General features: G+C 64.7%; 21 protein-coding genes. 11 read left to right on the top strand and 10 right to left on the bottom strand.

What is annotated here, in order from left to right:
* Nucleotides 1-376: 376 nt before the first annotated feature.
* Nucleotides 377-673 (bottom strand): type II toxin-antitoxin system HicB family antitoxin, encoded by a 297-nt coding sequence (locus RPB_RS12725; RefSeq protein ID WP_011441418.1) that lies wholly within the window; start codon nt 671-673, stop codon nt 377-379.
* A complete protein-coding gene (locus RPB_RS12720; RefSeq protein WP_011441417.1) occupies nt 670-867 on the bottom strand; it encodes a type II toxin-antitoxin system HicA family toxin in 198 nt (65 codons plus the stop codon). The genes RPB_RS12725 and RPB_RS12720 overlap by 4 nt, the downstream gene beginning before the upstream one ends.
* 264 nt (nt 868-1,131) lie before the next feature.
* On the opposite strand from RPB_RS12720, the gene RPB_RS12715 reads away from it, so the two are divergent.
* From RPB_RS12715 to RPB_RS12700, 4 genes are all read left to right on the top strand, one after another.
* Complete coding sequence (locus tag RPB_RS12715) at nt 1,132-1,611, top strand: hypothetical protein (protein ID WP_011441416.1); 480 nt, start codon at nt 1,132-1,134, stop codon at nt 1,609-1,611.
* Between the two features lie 137 nt (nt 1,612-1,748).
* The gene (locus RPB_RS12710; RefSeq protein WP_011441415.1) at nt 1,749-1,949 is read left to right on the top strand and encodes a hypothetical protein; all 201 of its coding nucleotides are present in this window, start codon (nt 1,749-1,751) and stop codon (nt 1,947-1,949) included.
* Nucleotides 1,946-2,200 (top strand): ParE family toxin-like protein, encoded by a 255-nt coding sequence (locus tag RPB_RS12705; protein ID WP_011441414.1) that lies wholly within the window; start codon nt 1,946-1,948, stop codon nt 2,198-2,200. Before RPB_RS12710 ends, RPB_RS12705 begins: the two co-directional genes overlap by 4 nt.
* A gap of 264 nt (nt 2,201-2,464) precedes the next feature.
* Nucleotides 2,465-4,162, top strand: coding sequence for an AIPR family protein (locus tag RPB_RS12700; RefSeq protein WP_157038821.1), 1,698 nt, complete (start codon nt 2,465-2,467; stop codon nt 4,160-4,162).
* A 143-nt stretch (nt 4,163-4,305) separates the two neighbouring features.
* On the opposite strand, the gene RPB_RS12695 is transcribed toward RPB_RS12700, so the two are convergent.
* On the bottom strand, nt 4,306-4,653 hold the full coding sequence (locus tag RPB_RS12695; RefSeq protein ID WP_011441412.1) for a 5-carboxymethyl-2-hydroxymuconate Delta-isomerase: 348 nt from the start codon (nt 4,651-4,653) through the stop codon (nt 4,306-4,308).
* A 904-nt stretch (nt 4,654-5,557) separates the two neighbouring features.
* Between RPB_RS12695 and RPB_RS12690 the strand changes: the two genes are divergently transcribed.
* The 3 genes from RPB_RS12690 (at nt 5,558) to yghU (ending at nt 8,902) form a co-directional block, all read left to right on the top strand.
* Entirely contained in the window at nt 5,558-6,610 is a 1,053-nt protein-coding gene (locus RPB_RS12690; protein ID WP_011441411.1) for a sensor domain-containing diguanylate cyclase, read from the top strand.
* 172 nt (nt 6,611-6,782) lie between these two features.
* A complete protein-coding gene (locus tag RPB_RS12685) occupies nt 6,783-7,934 on the top strand; it encodes a sensor domain-containing diguanylate cyclase (protein WP_011441410.1) in 1,152 nt (383 codons plus the stop codon).
* Nucleotides 7,935-8,026: 92 nt separating this feature from the next.
* Nucleotides 8,027-8,902 (top strand): glutathione-dependent disulfide-bond oxidoreductase, encoded by an 876-nt coding sequence (yghU, locus tag RPB_RS12680; RefSeq protein WP_011441409.1) that lies wholly within the window; start codon nt 8,027-8,029, stop codon nt 8,900-8,902.
* Between the two features lie 175 nt (nt 8,903-9,077).
* Here the strand turns inward: yghU and RPB_RS12675 are convergent, their stop codons facing one another.
* The 4 genes from RPB_RS12675 to RPB_RS12660 are packed head-to-tail and all read right to left on the bottom strand — an operon-like array spanning nt 9,078 to nt 11,092.
* Nucleotides 9,078-9,464, bottom strand: coding sequence for a group III truncated hemoglobin (locus RPB_RS12675; RefSeq protein ID WP_011441408.1), 387 nt, complete (start codon nt 9,462-9,464; stop codon nt 9,078-9,080).
* 31 nt (nt 9,465-9,495) lie between these two features.
* Nucleotides 9,496-10,086, bottom strand: a complete 591-nt coding sequence (locus RPB_RS12670; protein WP_011441407.1) for an NADPH-dependent FMN reductase — start codon at nt 10,084-10,086, stop codon at nt 9,496-9,498.
* Between the two features lie 55 nt (nt 10,087-10,141).
* Nucleotides 10,142-10,639 (bottom strand): MOSC domain-containing protein, encoded by a 498-nt coding sequence (locus RPB_RS12665; protein ID WP_011441406.1) that lies wholly within the window; start codon nt 10,637-10,639, stop codon nt 10,142-10,144.
* A gap of 57 nt (nt 10,640-10,696) precedes the next feature.
* Nucleotides 10,697-11,092, bottom strand: a complete 396-nt coding sequence (locus tag RPB_RS12660) for a hypothetical protein (protein WP_041798231.1) — start codon at nt 11,090-11,092, stop codon at nt 10,697-10,699.
* Between the two features lie 242 nt (nt 11,093-11,334).
* Between RPB_RS12660 and RPB_RS12655 the strand changes: the two genes are divergently transcribed.
* Complete coding sequence (locus RPB_RS12655; protein ID WP_041798230.1) at nt 11,335-11,583, top strand: hypothetical protein; 249 nt, start codon at nt 11,335-11,337, stop codon at nt 11,581-11,583.
* Between the two features lie 73 nt (nt 11,584-11,656).
* Nucleotides 11,657-12,310, top strand: coding sequence for a CPBP family intramembrane glutamic endopeptidase (locus tag RPB_RS12650; RefSeq protein ID WP_011441403.1), 654 nt, complete (start codon nt 11,657-11,659; stop codon nt 12,308-12,310).
* A 55-nt stretch (nt 12,311-12,365) separates the two neighbouring features.
* Here the strand turns inward: RPB_RS12650 and RPB_RS12645 are convergent, their stop codons facing one another.
* Nucleotides 12,366-14,228 (bottom strand): potassium transporter Kup, encoded by a 1,863-nt coding sequence (locus tag RPB_RS12645; RefSeq protein ID WP_011441402.1) that lies wholly within the window; start codon nt 14,226-14,228, stop codon nt 12,366-12,368.
* Between the two features lie 360 nt (nt 14,229-14,588).
* Complete coding sequence (locus RPB_RS12640) at nt 14,589-15,443, bottom strand: tetratricopeptide repeat protein (protein ID WP_049824747.1); 855 nt, start codon at nt 15,441-15,443, stop codon at nt 14,589-14,591.
* A 243-nt stretch (nt 15,444-15,686) separates the two neighbouring features.
* Between RPB_RS12640 and RPB_RS24155 the strand changes: the two genes are divergently transcribed.
* Together RPB_RS24155 and RPB_RS12630 are read left to right on the top strand one after the other, a co-directional pair.
* Nucleotides 15,687-15,860: a DUF1328 domain-containing protein gene (locus tag RPB_RS24155; RefSeq protein ID WP_011441400.1), complete on the top strand. Its 174-nt coding sequence runs from the start codon at nt 15,687-15,689 to the stop codon at nt 15,858-15,860.
* A 187-nt stretch (nt 15,861-16,047) separates the two neighbouring features.
* Entirely contained in the window at nt 16,048-16,344 is a 297-nt protein-coding gene (locus tag RPB_RS12630; protein WP_011441399.1) for a hypothetical protein, read from the top strand.
* A 146-nt stretch (nt 16,345-16,490) separates the two neighbouring features.
* Here RPB_RS12630 and RPB_RS12625 read toward each other — a convergent pair whose 3' ends face one another.
* Entirely contained in the window at nt 16,491-17,111 is a 621-nt protein-coding gene (locus tag RPB_RS12625; RefSeq protein WP_011441398.1) for a GNAT family N-acetyltransferase, read from the bottom strand.
* Nucleotides 17,112-17,334 lie beyond the last annotated feature (223 nt).

Raw genomic sequence — 17,334 nt, 5'->3', positions numbered from 1 at the left:
GCGAGGTCGTTACGGTCCTTCGACACCGCGCCTGGTTGAAGCTCTGATACGCTGATGCAAAGATGCCAGAATAGAGACGAAACTGGCAGTCCGGCCTCCGCTGGACTTACGTGATTAAGGCTCGCGCAGCAGGCGATAACGAGCGCCGCAACTCCATTCTTAATAGAGCAACCGGCACGGGTGGATGCGCTGCGAATAAACGTACACTTAGCCATGCTGCGCCCCTTTCATGCTAGTAACTCCTCGCCGGCACGTCCTCGGCGAATTACGATTTCCACGCCGCAGCCCGTAGGCCGGATTAGCGCAGCGTAATCCGCCGCTCACCGCACGGCGGCGCAATACGCTTCGCTATTGCGCCCTACACACATCACCACGCCTACTCCGCCGCCGCCCGCTCCGCCTGCGGCCTGACGAACGCCACCACGGCGTCGGCGGCCTCCGCGACGAACTCCGGATCGTCGCGCAATTGCTCGAGGCTGCGCGGCTGCGGGATCGGGTCGCCATCGGCGCGTAGCAGCGCGAGGTGGCCGCCGAGTGCTTCGGCGGCGTTGTCGATCGCCTGCTCGAACGTGTCGCCTGCCGAGATGCAGCCGGGCACGTCGGGAAAGGCGACGCCGTAGGAGGTGTCGCGGTCCTTGTAGACCAGCGCGAGATAGCCGGATGTTGCGCTCACCGGACCTCCTTCAGGCCTGCCTGCCGCGTGACCGAACGAACGATCTTCGGATGCAGGTCTTTCTTCGGATGCGGGACCGTCACCTTACCAGCTTTCACCGGATGCTTGAAGTGGTGGTGACTGCCGGTCGCACCAACGAACCGCCAGCCGTCGGCTTCGAGTTCCTTGATCAGATCACGGGAGTCTTTCGGCATGACAGTGCGCAACGAACGTGGTGATGAAATATGTCGAGGCTAGCCGGACGAGCACCGCGCGCAACGCCACTTTCGCCGCAGAAGCGTCGTCCGGATGCCGCGTCGCCAAATCCGGGACGTCGCCCAACTGAACCATCTCCCCCACCAGCGCGTCTCACCATGAGCTTTGCTCGCGCCGGTGCGGCAGGGGGTCGGCCGGACGCTGTCGCGGCTTGCGCCCGCTCCGGGGTTGCGGAACGACCGGCGCCTATCGGGAGATCTTCCATGCGTCTCGTAGTCGCCGGCACGCTCGTGCTGGCTCTGTCGTTTGGCCCGGCCGCCCAGGCGGCGGATGTGCGGTGGACGTTGACCAAGCAGCCCGCCGAACTGCTCGGCATGCCCGCCGGTGAGGAAGAGGCCGACGATGTCTTGCGCTTGACCTGCTTGAAGGGGGGCGCGGTGCAGGTCGGGCTGGGCGGATACAAGAGCCTCGGCAAAGGCAAAGGCGAGCCGCTGAGCGTCACCCTTGCCAGCGCCAACGCCTCGGTGACGCTGAAGGGCAAGTCCACGCTCAGCAAGAATTCCGAGATGACGGGGGCCTACGAGCTGCGCGCCGATCTGGCGGCCGGCGAGGTCGCGGCCCTGAACAGCGTGTTGGCGGACGGAACGGCGATCCGCGTGTCGGGGGCGATCAAGGACGCATGGTCGGTCAAGGGCCTGAAGGCCGTCGCGCAGGGATTCACCGCGGGCTGCTCCAAGAAATAGCCAGCAAGCCTAGCCCGTAGGGCGGTTAGCGCACCGTCATCCGCCGAGCACGACAAAGCGGCGCAATACGCTTCGCTCTTGCGCCCTACGTGTGAGTGCCCTTTTGCCGCCTCGCCTTTGCTGCTAGGCTTGCGCTCATGACCACTGCCGAGGACATCGAAAAGGCCGTCGAACGTCTGCCGCCGCGCGAGCTGGCGCGGTTTCGGGCGTGGTTCGAGGCGTTCGACGCGGAGCAGTTCGATGCCGCGATCGCCCGGGACGCGGAGGCCGGCAGGCTCGATGATCTCGCAGCCGAGGCGCTGGCCGCCCATCGCGCCGGCCAATCGCGCGAGCTGTGAAGCACGTCGCCACGCCGCGGTTCTGGGCGGCGTATGACGATCTCCCCGCGCCGATCAGAAAGCTCGCCGACGCGCAATACGCGCTGCTCAAGAGCGACCCGCGTCATCCCTCGCTGCAGTTCAAGAAGGTCGGCTCATATTGGTCGGTTCGCGTCGGCTTGCGCTATCGCGCCCTCGCCGTCGAAATCGAAAACGGCTTTCTCTGGATCTGGATCGGCTCCCATGCCGACTACGATCGCCTGATCAGATAGAAGCGTAGGGCGGGCCAAGGCACGCAGCGCCGTGCCAACGTCAGACGTCTTTGCCCTCGCGAAGCGCTGCACGTGAGCACGCTTCGCTATTCAGCCCAGGTACTATCCGCCGCCTTTTCTTCTCGAACGAACGAAAATGGCATCCATCCACAACCTCAGCCAAATACCATCTCTGACGACGACGCCTCATCACAACTAATAATTGAAGCTGGACGTATGCCCCGCTAGCGTTCCATTCGGGATTTGGGAACCGAGTTAGGTGCAATGTCTTCCCTCAAGGTCAATCAAATCAAGGTTCGATTACGTGAACTGTTCGAGCCACACCTGAATGTTTCTGACATTTCTCCGCGCGACGCAGAACGAGATCAGAAGATCTTGACGAGATGCTTGGCTGCCTTGGCCGTTTCTACAGTCGCCGGTTGCACGCCAAAACAAGCCGCGGAGTCGGTGTGGGACGGTACCGGCGACAACGGAATCGACGCGGCCTACTATGATCCGTCAGACCAGTCCGTGGTCTTTGTTCAATCAAAATGGATCAACGCGGGGACCGGCGAGCCGGAGGCAAAAGATATAGGAACATTTGCCACAGGTGTTCGCGATGCAATTGAGCAGAATGTCGATGCATTCCACAGTCGACTACACGCCAGTCTTCAGGACATCTTCGCTCAAATCAATACGCCCGGCACCTCTGTCCACCTGGTAGTTGTCACCACCGGTGTAAGTCAACTTGCGAAGCCGAGCACTTTGCACTTTGATCGGCTGCTTTCGGAACTCAATGGCGCGGACCCCAACGAACTGGTCTCGTGGGAACTTCTCGGCTTGAACGAAGTCTATACTCGTCTCGCAAGTGATCCCGAAGGCGGCCGCGTGACGCTTGAGGCACAGATCCTAGATTGGTCTCGCGTCAATTCTCCCTATGTCGCATATTTCGGTATTGTTGACGGGTATCAGCTGAAGACATGGTGGAAGCGCCACGGTAAGAGTTTGGTGGTATCCAACATTCGTCATTCTCTCGGCGGAACCGACGTAAACAATGAGATCCGTCAGACAGCACTCAATTCGCCAGAAAAATTCTGGTATTTTAATAATGGAATCACACTGATCGCTGAGGAGGCAGTTGTTGCTCCCGCCAAGGCTGCGACTCAATCTGCAGGGCAATTTCGTTTTCGAGGTGCATCGATCGTTAATGGGGCCCAAACCGTCAGCTCGCTTGGGCGCATCGAGAACGATACAAACCTCGGATTGGTGCGCGTACCAATCCGAGTGATCCTGCTGGAATCAGCGCCACCCGGCTTCGGAAAGGAAGTCACACGAACGAACAACCTTCAGAATAGGATAGAATCTCGCGACTTCGTGGCCCAGGATCCGGAGCAGAAACGAATCAAGGAGGAGATGGCGGTTGAAGACGTCGACTATCAATTCCTGCGCAGCGAAGAGATTAGCCCGTCGGCGAGTAGCTGTGAGCTGATTGAAGTCACCGTAGCTCTCGCATGCGCATCCGGGGATCCACTTCTCGCAGTGCAGGTGAAAAGCGGAATCGGGAAGTTCTTTAACGATCTTCAGAAGGCCCCCTATCGAACGATCTACAATCCCTCGACCAGCGGAGCTCGTGCTTTCAATGCAACGGCAATGAACCGTCATATCGATGGATGGATCGAACGAAGAAAGAAAAGTATAACAAAGAAGAATGGTGCCGCATGGGGCGTCCTTGTTCACGGAAACCGTATTCTCTCGGCTGGCGTGTTCCGGCTCTACGGCTTGAACCGGCTGTCGAAACCTATTTGCGAATTCAGAAATGAGATCAACGATCCGGCGCCCATTTACAGGCTGTGCACTGATGTTCACGCGCGAATGACGGCTTCGATCGAGAAAGAATTCCCGGAAAAATTCTTGGCTGTTCTGTTCAAGAACCCATCGCATAGCAAGGTCGTCTTTGAGGATGCTATCCGGACAGGTCGGTAGTCCATACGCCTCGATAGACTGTCAGGAAGCGTCGGATGGGTTGATTGCGGCAAGCGTACCCAGCGTGAGCGCAGCGATACGCGGGATTCTTGCCCCGGATGGCGCTTCGCTGATCCGGGCTACAGACGCGCGCACCAACCGCCCTACGCCCCCTTCAACCGCTTCTTATACGCCACCGGGTCCATGTCGCGGATGTCGACGCTGAGGCTGACGATGTCGGGGCAGTGCTCGACCAGGGTCTGGCGCAGCGCGATGCTGAGCGCTTCCTTCTGCGCCGGCGTGCGGCCGGCCAGCATGAACACGGCGAGATGCACGAAGCTGTCGCGCCGGCCGGCGACCAGATAGTCGTCGAAGCCGCGGGCGCGCACTTTGATGTCCGCCGCCTGCATCACCCCGGTCGCCGCAGCGGTGATGGCGAGCTGCTCGATCACGCCGGCGACGCGGTCGCGGCCGAGATGATCGCCCGAATAGTCCATCACGAGATGCGGCATCGCCTGCTCCGGTTCGCTCCCAACCTGGTCTTCTTTGGCGCTGGCGCGGGCGCGGTCAAGACCCGGCCCGCATCACCGGGCGAGCGCACCGCGCATCCATCACGCGCGAAGCGCGCCTGATAGAAGCATTATCGCGAAGAAGATGGATTGCCGGGTCAAGCCCGGCAATGACGGTGAGACAGGATCGGCGGATCCAGTGGCATCGACGCGAGACACACGTCTCTTGACAATAATCCTATTATGATTATAGTCCGCATCGTCCTGTCCGTGAGGGGCGCTTCGCGAGGCGTCGGATAGCGGGACAGATCGGCGGGCCGGGCAACCGGTCCGGAACGATGATTCGAGGACGCCGGCACGGTGCCGGGGAAATCGAATAGACGCGGCGTCCTGCGCGTTGCGGTTCGCACCCGCACGTCCGGGAGGCTGAAGGTCACCGTCCGCCGCTACTACGAGCGGCCGCCGCTTTCGTGGCTGGACGGGCGCACCCGAGGCGGGAGAAATCCCGACGCTCCCTGCGCCCGGAAGAACGGTCCTGAAGCCCAAAATCGCCGCGGTGGGCGCGCCGGAAGGCGTTGCGCGATGGTTCCGCAAAGCCATCGCGACACTCACCACCTTCGCGCCGACCGGCGCGCCCCCGCCCCTCGCTGCGAAGCGACGGGTGCACAGCTCGGGCTCCGCGGAGCCGCGAGATCGCGAAGGCGTGGCCGCTCGATACCAGCCAACCGAACGACCGACAACACGCATCGCGTCGTTCCATGCTGCACCGCGGCGCAAAAGCCCGGAATCCCTCGCCGGATTAAGACTGAGCTAACTACCAGCCGCGATCGCGCCGGCCATTCAGGGGTTGTTATCTGCGCTTATGCAACCAATGCTGCATTGGACAATTGCTTCGGCGGGACTGACCATGCCGACAACAACAACAAAGCCGTCCTCGGGAGACGAAACGCCGGCGGGATCGTCGATCGATCCGGCCGAAGCCGCGCGCCTGCGGCACGAGCTGCGCGAGGCCAGCCAGGCGCTCGAGACGCTCTACGCCGCGCTCGACAATGTCGACAGCGGCCTGCTGATCCTCAACAAAGAGCTGCGCGCGGTCTACAGCAATCCGATCCTGCACGTGATGTTCCGGGCCAACAGTTGCGAGGAGATCCGGCAGACGCGGCCGTTCTACGCCGACATGCTGGCGGCCGCGGCCCAGGCGGTCGCGGTCGATCTCGACGACTACGTCGCGCGCCGGCTGGCCTGGGTGCAGTCCGGCGATCCGAAGCCGATGGATCTGGCGATGATCGACGGCAAGGCGCTGCGCTGCCATCTCGCCGTGCTGCCGGACGGCGGCCGCATGCTGATCTACAGCGACGTCACCGACATCGTGCGCAACGCCGAAGAGCTCGAGCGGCTGGCGACGACCGACGGCATGACGGGGATCTTCAACCGCCGGCACTTTCTGACGCTGGCCGATCGCGAATGGGCGCGCGCCCGCCGCTATGGTCGGCCGTTGTCGTGCCTGATGATCGACATCGACCATTTCAAATCGATCAACGACGATTTCGGCCATCAGGTCGGCGACGACATGATCGTGCATCTGGCGAAATTGGCGCGCGACTGCAAGCGCGACTGCGACGTGCTCGCCCGGATCGGCGGCGAGGAATTCGCGCTGCTGCTGCCAGAGACCGATCTGCCGCAGGCGCTGGCGGTGGCGGAACGACTGCGCGGCGAGGTCGCCGCCAGTTCATTGCTGATGGCCTCGGGTTCGGTCCGCGCCACCGTCAGCATCGGCGCGGCGACGTCGGCCGCGACCATCGACGGCATTTCCGATCTGATGCGGGCCGCCGATCGCGCCCTCTACGAGGCCAAGCACGGCGGACGCAACCGGGTGGTCTGTCACGTCTCGCCCGACGCGGTGCCGAGTGTCGCGGCGCCATGCCTCGATCCGTCGCTCACGGCGGCGCGCCTCTCCTAACCGCATTCAGGAAGCGATCGGCCGCAGCCGTCGAGCGCGCCGGTGATTCCGGGCGCGACTTGCCCGCCGCGCAGCACGCACGCTGCCGCTGCCTTTAGCTATTCTTAACGACGACCTCACCGGCATCACACTGCGCACTCTCTTACCTACGGGATGTTAGGAACTCGCCGACATGGTGCCGTCCATGCCCATCACGGTGTTGTCCAGGTTCCTGCATCCCGATCCGCGGATTCGCCGCGAGCTGGTCGATCTGCTGTACACATCGCTGCCGCAGGTGATGGCGATCAGCGTCACCTCGGTGATCGGCGCGGTCGCGCTCGCGCTGATCGACGGCGATCCCGGCTACGCGGTGATCGCGGTGCTGATCCTGATCGCCGCCTCGGCGCGGATCGCCTCGCTGCTGCGCTACAAATCCCGCGCTGGGCAATTGTCCGATGCCGACGTGGTGCGCTGGGAGCGGATCTACGGCGCCGGCGCCTGCGCCTTCAGCCTCGCGCTCGGCGCGCTGTCCTATCGGACGTTGCATCTCGGCGACGCGCCCGGCGCCTGGCTGGCGTTCGGCCTATCGATGTCGTTCTGCGTCGGCATGGTGTCGCGCGCGGCGATCCGGCCCTGGGTCATTCTGACCGCTGCGGCGACCCTGCTGCTGCCGACCGTCGTCGCCGGGCTGATGCGTCCCGAGCTCACCTACAATGTCGGCGCCGTCATGCTGGTGTTCTTCTGGCTCACCTTGCGCGAAGCCTCCAAGCATCTCAGCGCCGCCTTCGTCGAGCGCCTCGAAGCCCGGCATCGGCTGGCGCTGCAGGCGACCCACGATTTCCTCACCGGTCTGCCGAACCGCGCCGCGTTTCTGCAATCGCTCGCCAGCATCGGCGGCGGCCATTTCGCCATCATCGCGATCGATCTCGACGGCTTCAAGCCGATCAACGACCGTCACGGTCATCACGCCGGCGACGATCTGCTGCGCCAGGTCGCGGAGCGGCTGACCGCCTGCGCCGGCGCCGACGGAATCGCCGCGCGCTTCGGCGGCGACGAATTCATGCTGCTGGCCCCGGTCGCCGCCGGCGAGGACGGCCGCGCCGAGGCGCTGGCGCTGGCGCGCAGGGCGATTGTCGACCTCTCGATGCCCTATCGGCTGTCGGACCTGCCGGTTTGCATCGGCGCCAGCGCCGGCATTCTGGTCAGCGACGGCGGCGTTGCCGACGGCGCGACGTCGCAACTGCTGCAGCGCGTCGACCGCGCGCTGTATGCCGCCAAGCGCGGCGGGGGCGGCTATGCCTGGGCCGACGCGGATGACGAGCCCGCACGCCGCGCGGCGGTCTAGACATTCCCGCTGCGTACCCCTTGCCAATCGCCGCGCCTGCGCCAATCTCAGCTTTCCGCCGCAACGACAATCCGAAACAGCCGGAGCCCCGCATGACCGACGCCCCCTACACGCCCCCCAAAGTCTGGACCTGGGACAAGGAGAACGGCGGCAAATTCGCGTCGATCAACCGGCCGGTCGCGGGCGCGACGCACGACAAGGAGCTGCCGGTCGGCAAGCATCCGCTGCAGCTCTATTCGCTGGCGACGCCGAACGGTCAGAAGGTCACGATCCTGCTCGAGGAATTGCTGGCGCTCGGCCACAGCGGCGCCGAATACGATGCCTGGCTGATCAAGATCGGCGACGGCGATCAGTTCGGTTCCGGCTTCGTCGCGGTCAATCCGAATTCCAAGATCCCGGCGCTGCTCGACCGCTCCGCCTCGCCGCCGATCCGCGTGTTCGAGTCGGGTTCGATCCTGCTGTATCTCGCCGAGAAATTCGGCGCCTTCCTGCCGACCACCCCCGCCGGCCGCGCCGAATGCCTGAACTGGCTGTTCTGGCAGATGGGCAGTGCGCCGTATCTGGGCGGTGGTTTCGGCCATTTCTACGCCTACGCGCCGGAGAAATGGGAATACCCGATCAACCGTTTCGCGATGGAGGTGAAGCGGCAGATGGATGTGCTCGATCGCCGTCTGGCGGACAGCGAATATCTCGCGGGCGCGGACTATTCGATCGCCGACATCGCGGTGTGGCCGTGGTACGGCGGGCTCGTAAACGGCGTGCTGTACAACGACAGCGCCACGTTCCTCGACGTCGCGAGCTACAGCAACGTGCAGCGCTGGACCAAGGCGATCGGCGCGCGCCCCGCGGTGAAACGCGGCCGCATCGTCAATCGCGTCTCCGGCGATCCGGCGAGCCAACTGCACGAACGCCACGACGCTTCCGACTTCGAGACCAGGACGCAGGACAAGCTAGCCGCGGCGAAGTAATCAGAGGCCTCATTCCACTGTCATTCCGGGGCGCTCACGCAGTGAGCGAACCCGGAATCCATATCCCCTGTGCACGCGCTGTGGCACGGCCGAGGTAACAACGCCTAGTCCGGGGAGTATGGATTCCGGGTTCGCGCTGCGCGCGCCCCGGAATGACGATCGGGCAAATCTCGCACTACGCGCCGTGCCGCGGCACCGTGACCTTGCCCTGCGTGGTCGCGATGCCCATCTCGAAACTGTCGGCGATGCGGCGGGCGCGGATGATGAACTGCGCCGCGACCTCCGGTGCGAGCAATTCGTTCGCCGTGGCCTCGAACAGCGCCAGCCAGCGGTCGAAATGCGCGGGCTCCAGGCCCAGCACCAGATGCGGCCGCATCGGCCGGCCACCGTAGCGCCCGGTCTTCAGCAGCATCGACGACCAGAAATCGCTGATCTGCGCGATGTGATGGTCCCAGTCGGCGACCGCGCGGTCGAAGATCGGACCGATCAGGTCGTCCTCGCGGGCGCGCGCATAGAAGGTGCGCACGAGCTGCGCGATTTCGGCCTCGGTGACATTGTGCATTTGACCGATGTAGGCCGCGCCGCGGCTGCGATCAATATGGCGGCTTCATCTTCTGGCGCTGGGTCTTCGCCGCCTCCGCCCACCAGGCGAGATCGTCGGCGAAACGCGGGAAGGCGCGCGCCAGCGATTTGCCACCGTCGTCGATCGGCTCGGCATCGGCGTCGAGCGTCTGCGCGATCGGGCCGACCGCGAGCGTCGACGAGATCACCACCATGCCCATTTCGCTGAGCGTGCCGTGCCAAGCGGTCGCCGCACGCACGCCGGAAAACCGTCCGGCCGAGTAGCTGGCGATCGCCGTCGGCCGCCAGAACCATTCCTCGAGGAAATGATCGGTGAGGTTCTTCAGCCCGGGCTGAACGCCCCAATTGTATTCGCCGGTGACGAACACGAAGCCGTCGGCATCGCGGATCTTGGCCGCGAGTTGTTCCATCGCTTCGGGCGCCTCGCCTTTGGGATATTCCTTGTACATCCGGTCGAGCATCGGCAGCCCGATCGCCTTGGCGTCGATCAGTTCGACGTCGTCACCACGCGCCCGCAGGCCCGCGACGATGTAGTTGGCGAGACGGATGCCCAACCGGTCGGAGCGATACGAGCCGTACAAGACGAGCAGACGGTGGGCCATCGCCGGAGTCCCTTGCTGTGAAACGATCGTCGCCGCGGCGCGACGCACTGCACACTTACACCCGTTCGAGCGCATCGCCGATGCGAACGACGCCACCTTCGATCACGCGGGCGGTGAGTCCGCCGCGACCGCGCACGGCGTTGTAACCGCCCGGCCCCAGCGTCTCTTCCATCCGGCTGCACGGCGCGCAGTCCCCCGCCCCTTCGAGCAGCGCCGCGCCGATTCGAAACCGCTGGCCTTTCAGCGCCACGAGATTGACGCCCCGGATCACGAAATTTCGACGCAGCAATTCGGGCGCAACATCGTCGCGGCCGAGGAAGGCGGCGATGGCGACGAGATCTTCGGCGGCGACCAGCGTCACCTGCCGCGCGCCATTGGTGCTGGTGCGATAGCGATCGCCGTCGATGCCGCGGCCGGCGATCAGCGTCGCCTGCTCGGCGACCAGCACCGCTGCACGTCTTGCCGGACGCAGTCCGATCCAGTCGAGCCGCCCCGGCCGCATCGGTGCGGTCATCAGCCGGCCGAGCGGCGTATCGGGTGCGAAGGGTTTCATCGGGTGCTGGACAAGACCGCGCCCCGGCAGTTGTTCCCGATGGTCAGGATATCCGCCTCAGCTCTTCGGCGGCTTCGGCAGAGCCTGCGCAAAGCCGTTGAAGCAGGCCAGCCGCTCGTCCTGCTCCTTGAGGACGCGGCAGTCGGAAACCGCCTTGGCTCGCGGCTGCTTGGCGCCGGGCTTCGGCGTCTTCGGCTTCGGCGGATAGATCGCATCGTAGCAGTCGAGCCGTTCCTTGCTGCCGTCCTCGATTTCGAGACAGCCCTGCAGTTGCGCCGCGATCGACGGCTTGGCCGGTTGAGCGGCGTCGCTCTTCGCCGCCGCACCGCCGCGCGGTTTGACTTGCACCAGCGGCCGATCCCCGATCATCGGCGGATTGCTCGGCGCGCTCGTGGTCTGCGCCAGCGCCGCCCCCGAAGCCAGCAGCGCAACCATCACAACCATCGTTCTCATCGAACCCATCCCCGTCGATATACGCGCGACCGGCGCGGCCCCTGCGCGTGCGGCAATTGTTCAGACACCCGCGCTTCGTCAAATCCGAGCGCGGCGGCAACGTCAAGCAGGTTGCCCTGCGGTGTCCCACCGCAGGCGAAGGATCAGCGGCGTGAATGCGGCTTGTTTGCGGCGGACATGGCGCTGTCCACGGCTGCGATGCGCCAGTGGCGAGCGGCCGGCTTCTGCGATACTCAAGCACCATGAGACCATTGCTGATCGCCCTTGTCGTCGCCGCTTCGCCACTCGCCGCGGCGGCTCAGGGCTTGTCCCAGGATCGGCGGCCGGCGAAACCGCTCCCGGCCCCCACGCAGACGCCGACGCCGGCCAGGAGCAATCCCTGCGCCGCGTTCGGCCCCGGCTTCGTCCAGGTCGAAGGCAGCGCGACCTGCGTCAAGCTCGGCGGCGGGATCGGGGTCGGGGTCGGGACCGGCGGCGGCAGCCGGCGGTGACGATTTAGGGGAACATTCAGCACTGGCGCAGTTGTGACTGGCATGAGCGCGGCAGATGCCGTGTGATCGCCGGATGACAGATTTGCGACATACCAGACAGGCGTGCCCGACACCGATCGAGATGACCGCCCGCGCGCAGCGCTGGCGGCTGGCGCCGCTCGCCGGTCTCGCTTTGCTGCTCACGGCGCCCGGCATCGCCATCCAGCTCGACCTGCTTCCGTTCTCCTACCGGATCCACGCGTTGCTGCTGGTCTCCGGCCTGTGCATCGGCCTGTGCCTGTGGGCCGGCGTGTCGTTCACGGAACTCGGCTTCGGCAGGCCGCATCAATGGAGCCATTGGCTCGGCTGCGCGGCCGTCACGCTCGCGATCGCCGCGGTGATGCTGCTTCAGACGCAGTTCTTCACCTTCGAGGCCAAGCCGCCGGCCTGGCTGAGCTTCGCGCCGTTCTACGTGCTGGTGTCGAGTCCATGCCAGGAAGTGGTGTGCCGCTCGATCCCGAAACTGATCACCGACAAGCTGTCGCGCGGCGGCTGGGCCTATGTGATGTATTCGGCGGCAATGTTCTCGCTGATCCATCTCTGCTACGGCGACCCGGCGCTGCTGCTCAACACCTTCCTGCTCGGCATTGTGTGGGCGGCCGCGTACCTGTGGATGCGCAACATCTGGCCGCTGATCGTCTCGCATGCCGCGATCGGCACGCTGGCCTTCGCGCTCGGACTGGCCTGAGCGCAGCGCGCCTGCCACGCGGGCCGGCCCGTCTTTGTGGCGCGCGCCGCCCCGATCAGATCTCGAGCTGGGTTCCGAGTTCGACGACGCGGTCGGTCGGGATCTTGAAGAAGGTCGTGGCCCGCGTCGCGTTCAGCGTCATGAAGGTGAACAGCCGCTCGCGCCACAGCGCCATGCCGGGATTGAGGCTCGGCACGAAGGTCTCGCGGCTGAGAAAGAACGAGGTCGACATCATGTTGAACTCGTGGCCGAACTGCTTGCACAGCGTCAGCGCCGCCGGAATGTCGGGGGTCTGCATGAAACCGTAGCGGATGATCAGGCGATGGAAGCCGTCGCCGATATCGGTCATGTGCACGCGCTCGCTGTCGGGCACATAGGGCGTCTCCGCGGTGGTCACGGTCGCCAGCACGACGCGCTGGTGGACGGTCTGGTTGTGCTTGAGATTGTGCAGCAGCGCCGGCGGCACGCCGTCGGTCGCGGCGGTCAGGAACACCGCGGTGCCGCGTGCCCGCGACACGTTGGGCCCGAGCGCGCGCAGCACCACGTCGAGCGGCACCGCCTGCTTCTTGAGCTGCTTGCGCACCAGCGCGCGCCCGCGCCGCCACGTCGTCAGCACCGTGAACGAGATGAAGCCGATGAACAGCGGGAACCAGCCGCCCTGCGCCACCTTGATGATGTTGGCGGCGAAATACGCGAAATCGACCAGCAGCAGCGTGCCCGCCACCACGATCACCAGCGCCATGTTCCAGCGCCACAGCAGCGCCATCACGAACGACACCAGGATGGTGTCGATCATCATCGTGCCGGTGACGGCGATGCCGTAGGCGGCCGCCAGATTGCTCGACGACTGGAAGCCGATCACCAGCGCCATCACGGCGAAGTACAAGGTCCAGTTGGTGAACGGCACGTAGATCTGGCCAGCCTCCTCGCCCGAGGTGTGCACGATCGTCATCCGCGGCAGCAGGCCGAGCTGGATCGCCTGCCGCGCCACCGAGAACGCGCCGGAGATCACCGCCTGCGACGCGATCACGGTGGCCAGCGTCGCCAGCGCGACCATCGGCATCACCATCCATTCCGGCCCCATCCGGAAGAACGGATTCTGGATCGCGGCGGGGTCGGCGATCAGCAGCGCGCCCTGGCCGAAATAGTTCAGCAGCAGCGCCGGCAGCACCAGGCTGAACCACCCCAGCCGGATCGGAAACCGGCCGAAATGGCCCATGTCGGTGTACAGCGCTTCACCGCCGGTGACGGCCAGCACGACGGTGCCGAGCGCGTAGAAACTCATCAGCGGATGACGGATGACGAATTCGATCGCGAAGGTCGGACTGATCGCCTCCAGCACTTCCGGCGCACGGACGATGTTGGCGATGCCGAGCAGCGCCAGCGTGACGAACCACAGGCACATCACCGGCCCGAACAGGCGACCGACCAGCGCGGTTCCGCGCGACTGGATCGCGAACAGGCCGGTCAGCACCAGCGCGGTGATCGGCACGACATACGCCTTCAGGTCGGGCGTCACGACTTCGAGCCCCTCGACCGCGCTGAGCACCGAGATCGCCGGCGTGATCATACTGTCGCCGTAAAACAGCGCCGCGGCGATCACGCCGAGCAGCATCAACGGATAGTGCACGCGCCGCCCGCGCGTCAGCTCGGTCACCAGCGCCAGCAGCGCGAGGCTGCCGCCTTCGCCGTGGTTGTCGGCACGCATGATCAGGATCACGTATTTCACCGTGACCAGCAGCATCACCGTCCAGAACACCAGCGACAACACGCCGAAGATGTTCTCCGGCGACACCATGATCGGGTGATGACCGGCGAAAGTCTCCTTCATGGCGTAGAGCGGGCTGGTGCCGATGTCGCCGAAGACGACGCCGACCGCGCTGACCAGCAGCCCGACGCTGTTCTTGTGCTGGCTCATGCGCGCCCCCCGGCCCGCATCGACCGGTCTGCGGGGACGACAGGCATCGGGCGCGCCGCGGCGACGCCGGGCCGAGAGCCATGCCGCATCGCCCCGGTCATTCGGCCGGCATCCTGGTCCGGTCCCGTGCTTCTGTTCATATCGGCAACGCCCCGTTGTTGACCCGGATCAGACAGCTGACTTCGCCGACCGCTCCCAGCCCTGATCCAATCATCGATTCGATACAAGAATTCTGCGCCGAACAGAATTGCGCCGGATACCCGGTGCAGGACGACGGTCGGTCGAATCGTCTTCCTGCTCAGGATTCGGGTTGAGCACGATCGTCTCCCACAGCCGGCATCCACGTGTCGGGATCATGCGCTAGAAGCACAGGTTGGTGACAAGCTTTCCCTGCTTGTCCTTGATCGCGAACGGACAATCCGCCCGCTTCAACGCCGCGGCGGCGTCGGCGTTGCCGAGCGCGGCGGCCTTTTCGTAGAATCCCTTGGCGGCAGCGGAATCCTTCGGTCCGCCGCGCCCGCTCTGCGCAAACGCCCCCATCCGCTCGAGCGCAGCCGGATGGCCCTGGGCTGCCGCTTTCTCGAACAGCGCCCGCGCGGCGACATCGTCCTTCGGGCCACCTAGACCTTCCGCCAGCATCATGCCGAGCTGGTATTGCGCCTCGGCGTTGGTTTCCGCCCCCTTGGCCAGCAAGGCCCTGGTCTTGCCGGGATCGGATGGCGTGCCGCCGCCGAGCGCTGCGAGATTGCTGACGCCGCGTGGATTGCCGGCTTCGGCCGCGCGCTCGAACAATTGCCGTGCCTTGGCATCGTCCTTGGCGACGCCGGCGCCGGTCGCATAGGCGACCCCGAGTTCGACCATCGCCGAGGTGCTGCCCTTGTCGGCCGCCTTGCGAAACGCCGCAAGCGCCTCCGCCGGCTGCCGGTTCGCCGCATAGGCCCGGCCGAGTGCGTACATTGCGCGGCGCGCGCCGCCTGCAGCGGTCCGGCAATATCTGATCGCGGTCTCGACGTCGCCCGGCGCGATCTCGGCAACGCCCTTGACGCCCGCAGGCTTGTCCGGGTCGGCCGGGTCAGCGGCGATCCGGTCGCACAGCGCCAGGTCGGCGGACTGCGCCCGCGCCGGGGCTGCTGCGACCGACGCCAGCAGCGTCGCAACAATTCCGCCGGCGATCCCCAGAGTGATCCTGCGCACGTTCCCTGCACATCCCGTCATCGGCTTCATGATCCCTTTGCGCCCTGGCTCCGTCCGGCGCCCACAGCCCTGCCGTCCCAAATGCCGCTTCCTCGCCGCGAAAATGGCCTTTGCTGCGGCCGCCGGCAAATCCCGATCCCGGATTACCAAAAGAACGCGTCGTCCCCAACAGTTCGGTCCTCCGACCATAGCATCAACCCGGCCACCGGGAACCAAGGCGGCCGCTCTTCGTTCAAGCCGGACGCTTGACGAGGGACGACAGCAATGACGATCTTGAAATGGGCCCTGATCTTTCTGGTGATCTCGGTGATCGCGGGCATCTTCGGCTTCACCGGCATTTCGGCGGCGTCCGCCGACCTGGCCCGGATTCTGTTCTACATCTTCGCGGTGATCTTCATCGTCCTGCTGATCCTCGGCTTCACGATCTTTCGGACGTAGCGGCGACGGCGTGACGCATCCCTGGCGTGGACGACGACGCAGGGCTGCCATGAACGGCTGATTGAATTGATCTGCCGCAATCGCCCTGCGGTTGGTATCGACCAAGGTCTGCCGCGCGCCGCCGATTCAATATTGCATTGCAGCATCGGCTCTACTAGGTATTCCCCAACAAACCTCGGGGCGGTCGATGAGCGAAGACTGGAATACGAAGTACGGCGTGCGCCGCGTGCGGCGGGATCCTCCGACGCTGGAGGAAGCGATTTTTGCCGCCATGGGTATCACCGACGATCTGGAATCGCAGGCCGAAATCGCCGCATCGCTGATGGGTCTGCCGGTCGAGCAGGTGCAGAGCGAAGTACGCAAGGCCGGCCGTGCCGCCGCACGGACGACGCGGGTGATCACCGGCGAACAAGGCAGCCAGCGTTCGGTCGTCGTCGAGCGGCGCGTATCGCGCCGGGTGATCGGCAACGACAAACGCGTCTGAACGGCGGACGACGCCCGAAGCCTCTGCTTTCAGCGAGCTCTGCTTTTCAGCAACGACGCACAACGAAGAACGCCGCGGGCATCAGCACGCGGCGCTTGCATGTCGGGGTCGCTCACCGATCCCGCGTTCGCGATGATCAATCGGCCTCAGGCGGCGCGGTTGATGCCCGACATTCTGAGAAACAGATTCCAGCACGCCTGATTGAAATCGATCAGCGCGCTGGCGGCGCCGGCCGGAATTTCGATCGTCGGTTGGTTGGCACCGGAGGCTTCCTGCTTGAGATCGATCGTGCCGGTCGACTCGCCCTGCCGGAAGGTCAGGTGGGCGCCGAACTTGTTGGCCAGCGCGCGCATCGCCTGATTCTGCGATCCGGTAGTGATACGCAGATTCTCGTAGCCGAGCGACCGCGCCACCTCCATCAATTGCTTGAACAGGATGCTGCCGATCCCCTTGCGCCGGAGATGCCCCTCGACGCTGAACGCGATCTCGGGCAGCGAATCGGTGGACAGGTCCGGCTGATGCAGTTCGGCCGCCGCGTGGACGGTTCCATCCTCGGCGAAAAAGGCGATGATGATGGTTCCGTCGCCGCCGCACTTCATGGCGTAGCGGTCGATGAATCCCTCGTCGGCATAGCCGTTGAAGCGATCACGCCGGCTCTCGGCGTCCAGCCGCAGCAGGTGGTCCCGCAGCAGCGGCAGTTCCTGGTTGATCAGCGACCTGATCGTCCCTTTGGACCCAGTGAGATAGGCGATGAGTGCGTCGTACATAGATTCACATCTCCTTTGGGGACGACCCTCAAGGAGGCGTTCGATTCCCTAGACCCAAAGTATATTGTGCGACGCACAATTATTTTCAAGATCAAATGGCGGGCAGCTAGGGATACGACTGGCTGCAACGCCATCGAACTTTAAAAAACAGTATAAATCCAAGTCGCTTAACAAACCTTGAGCGAGCGCAAAGTGACGCAGCCAAGCGGTGTTGTTGCACCGC

Source organism: Rhodopseudomonas palustris HaA2, from assembly GCF_000013365.1.
Lineage (GTDB): Bacteria > Pseudomonadota > Alphaproteobacteria > Rhizobiales > Xanthobacteraceae > Rhodopseudomonas > Rhodopseudomonas palustris_J.
Note: the sequence above shows the minus strand (reverse complement) of the source record. Positions and strands in the feature narration are given on the sequence as shown.

What these genes read in the sequence shown, in the direction of transcription:
- RPB_RS12690 (WP_011441411.1), top strand. Translation starts at nt 5,558, where the DNA reads ATGCCGACAACAACAACAAAGCCGTCCTCGGGAGACGAAACGCCGGCG.
- RPB_RS12660 (WP_041798231.1), bottom strand. Translation starts at nt 11,092, where the DNA reads ATGAGAACGATGGTTGTGATGGTTGCGCTGCTGGCTTCGGGGGCGGCG.
- RPB_RS12640 (WP_049824747.1), bottom strand. Translation starts at nt 15,443, where the DNA reads ATGACGGGATGTGCAGGGAACGTGCGCAGGATCACTCTGGGGATCGCC.
- RPB_RS12700 (WP_157038821.1), top strand. Translation starts at nt 2,465, where the DNA reads ATGTCTTCCCTCAAGGTCAATCAAATCAAGGTTCGATTACGTGAACTG.
- RPB_RS12630 (WP_011441399.1), top strand. Translation starts at nt 16,048, where the DNA reads ATGAGCGAAGACTGGAATACGAAGTACGGCGTGCGCCGCGTGCGGCGG.
- RPB_RS12655 (WP_041798230.1), top strand. Translation starts at nt 11,335, where the DNA reads ATGAGACCATTGCTGATCGCCCTTGTCGTCGCCGCTTCGCCACTCGCC.
- RPB_RS12685 (WP_011441410.1), top strand. Translation starts at nt 6,783, where the DNA reads ATGGTGCCGTCCATGCCCATCACGGTGTTGTCCAGGTTCCTGCATCCC.
- RPB_RS12625 (WP_011441398.1), bottom strand. Translation starts at nt 17,111, where the DNA reads ATGTACGACGCACTCATCGCCTATCTCACTGGGTCCAAAGGGACGATC.
- RPB_RS12715 (WP_011441416.1), top strand. Translation starts at nt 1,132, where the DNA reads ATGCGTCTCGTAGTCGCCGGCACGCTCGTGCTGGCTCTGTCGTTTGGC.
- yghU (WP_011441409.1), top strand. Translation starts at nt 8,027, where the DNA reads ATGACCGACGCCCCCTACACGCCCCCCAAAGTCTGGACCTGGGACAAG.
- RPB_RS12695 (WP_011441412.1), bottom strand. Translation starts at nt 4,653, where the DNA reads ATGCCGCATCTCGTGATGGACTATTCGGGCGATCATCTCGGCCGCGAC.
- RPB_RS12720 (WP_011441417.1), bottom strand. Translation starts at nt 867, where the DNA reads ATGCCGAAAGACTCCCGTGATCTGATCAAGGAACTCGAAGCCGACGGC.
- RPB_RS12675 (WP_011441408.1), bottom strand. Translation starts at nt 9,464, where the DNA reads ATGCACAATGTCACCGAGGCCGAAATCGCGCAGCTCGTGCGCACCTTC.
- RPB_RS12645 (WP_011441402.1), bottom strand. Translation starts at nt 14,228, where the DNA reads ATGAGCCAGCACAAGAACAGCGTCGGGCTGCTGGTCAGCGCGGTCGGC.
- RPB_RS12650 (WP_011441403.1), top strand. Translation starts at nt 11,657, where the DNA reads ATGACAGATTTGCGACATACCAGACAGGCGTGCCCGACACCGATCGAG.
- RPB_RS12665 (WP_011441406.1), bottom strand. Translation starts at nt 10,639, where the DNA reads ATGAAACCCTTCGCACCCGATACGCCGCTCGGCCGGCTGATGACCGCA.
- RPB_RS24155 (WP_011441400.1), top strand. Translation starts at nt 15,687, where the DNA reads ATGACGATCTTGAAATGGGCCCTGATCTTTCTGGTGATCTCGGTGATC.
- RPB_RS12710 (WP_011441415.1), top strand. Translation starts at nt 1,749, where the DNA reads ATGACCACTGCCGAGGACATCGAAAAGGCCGTCGAACGTCTGCCGCCG.
- RPB_RS12670 (WP_011441407.1), bottom strand. Translation starts at nt 10,086, where the DNA reads ATGGCCCACCGTCTGCTCGTCTTGTACGGCTCGTATCGCTCCGACCGG.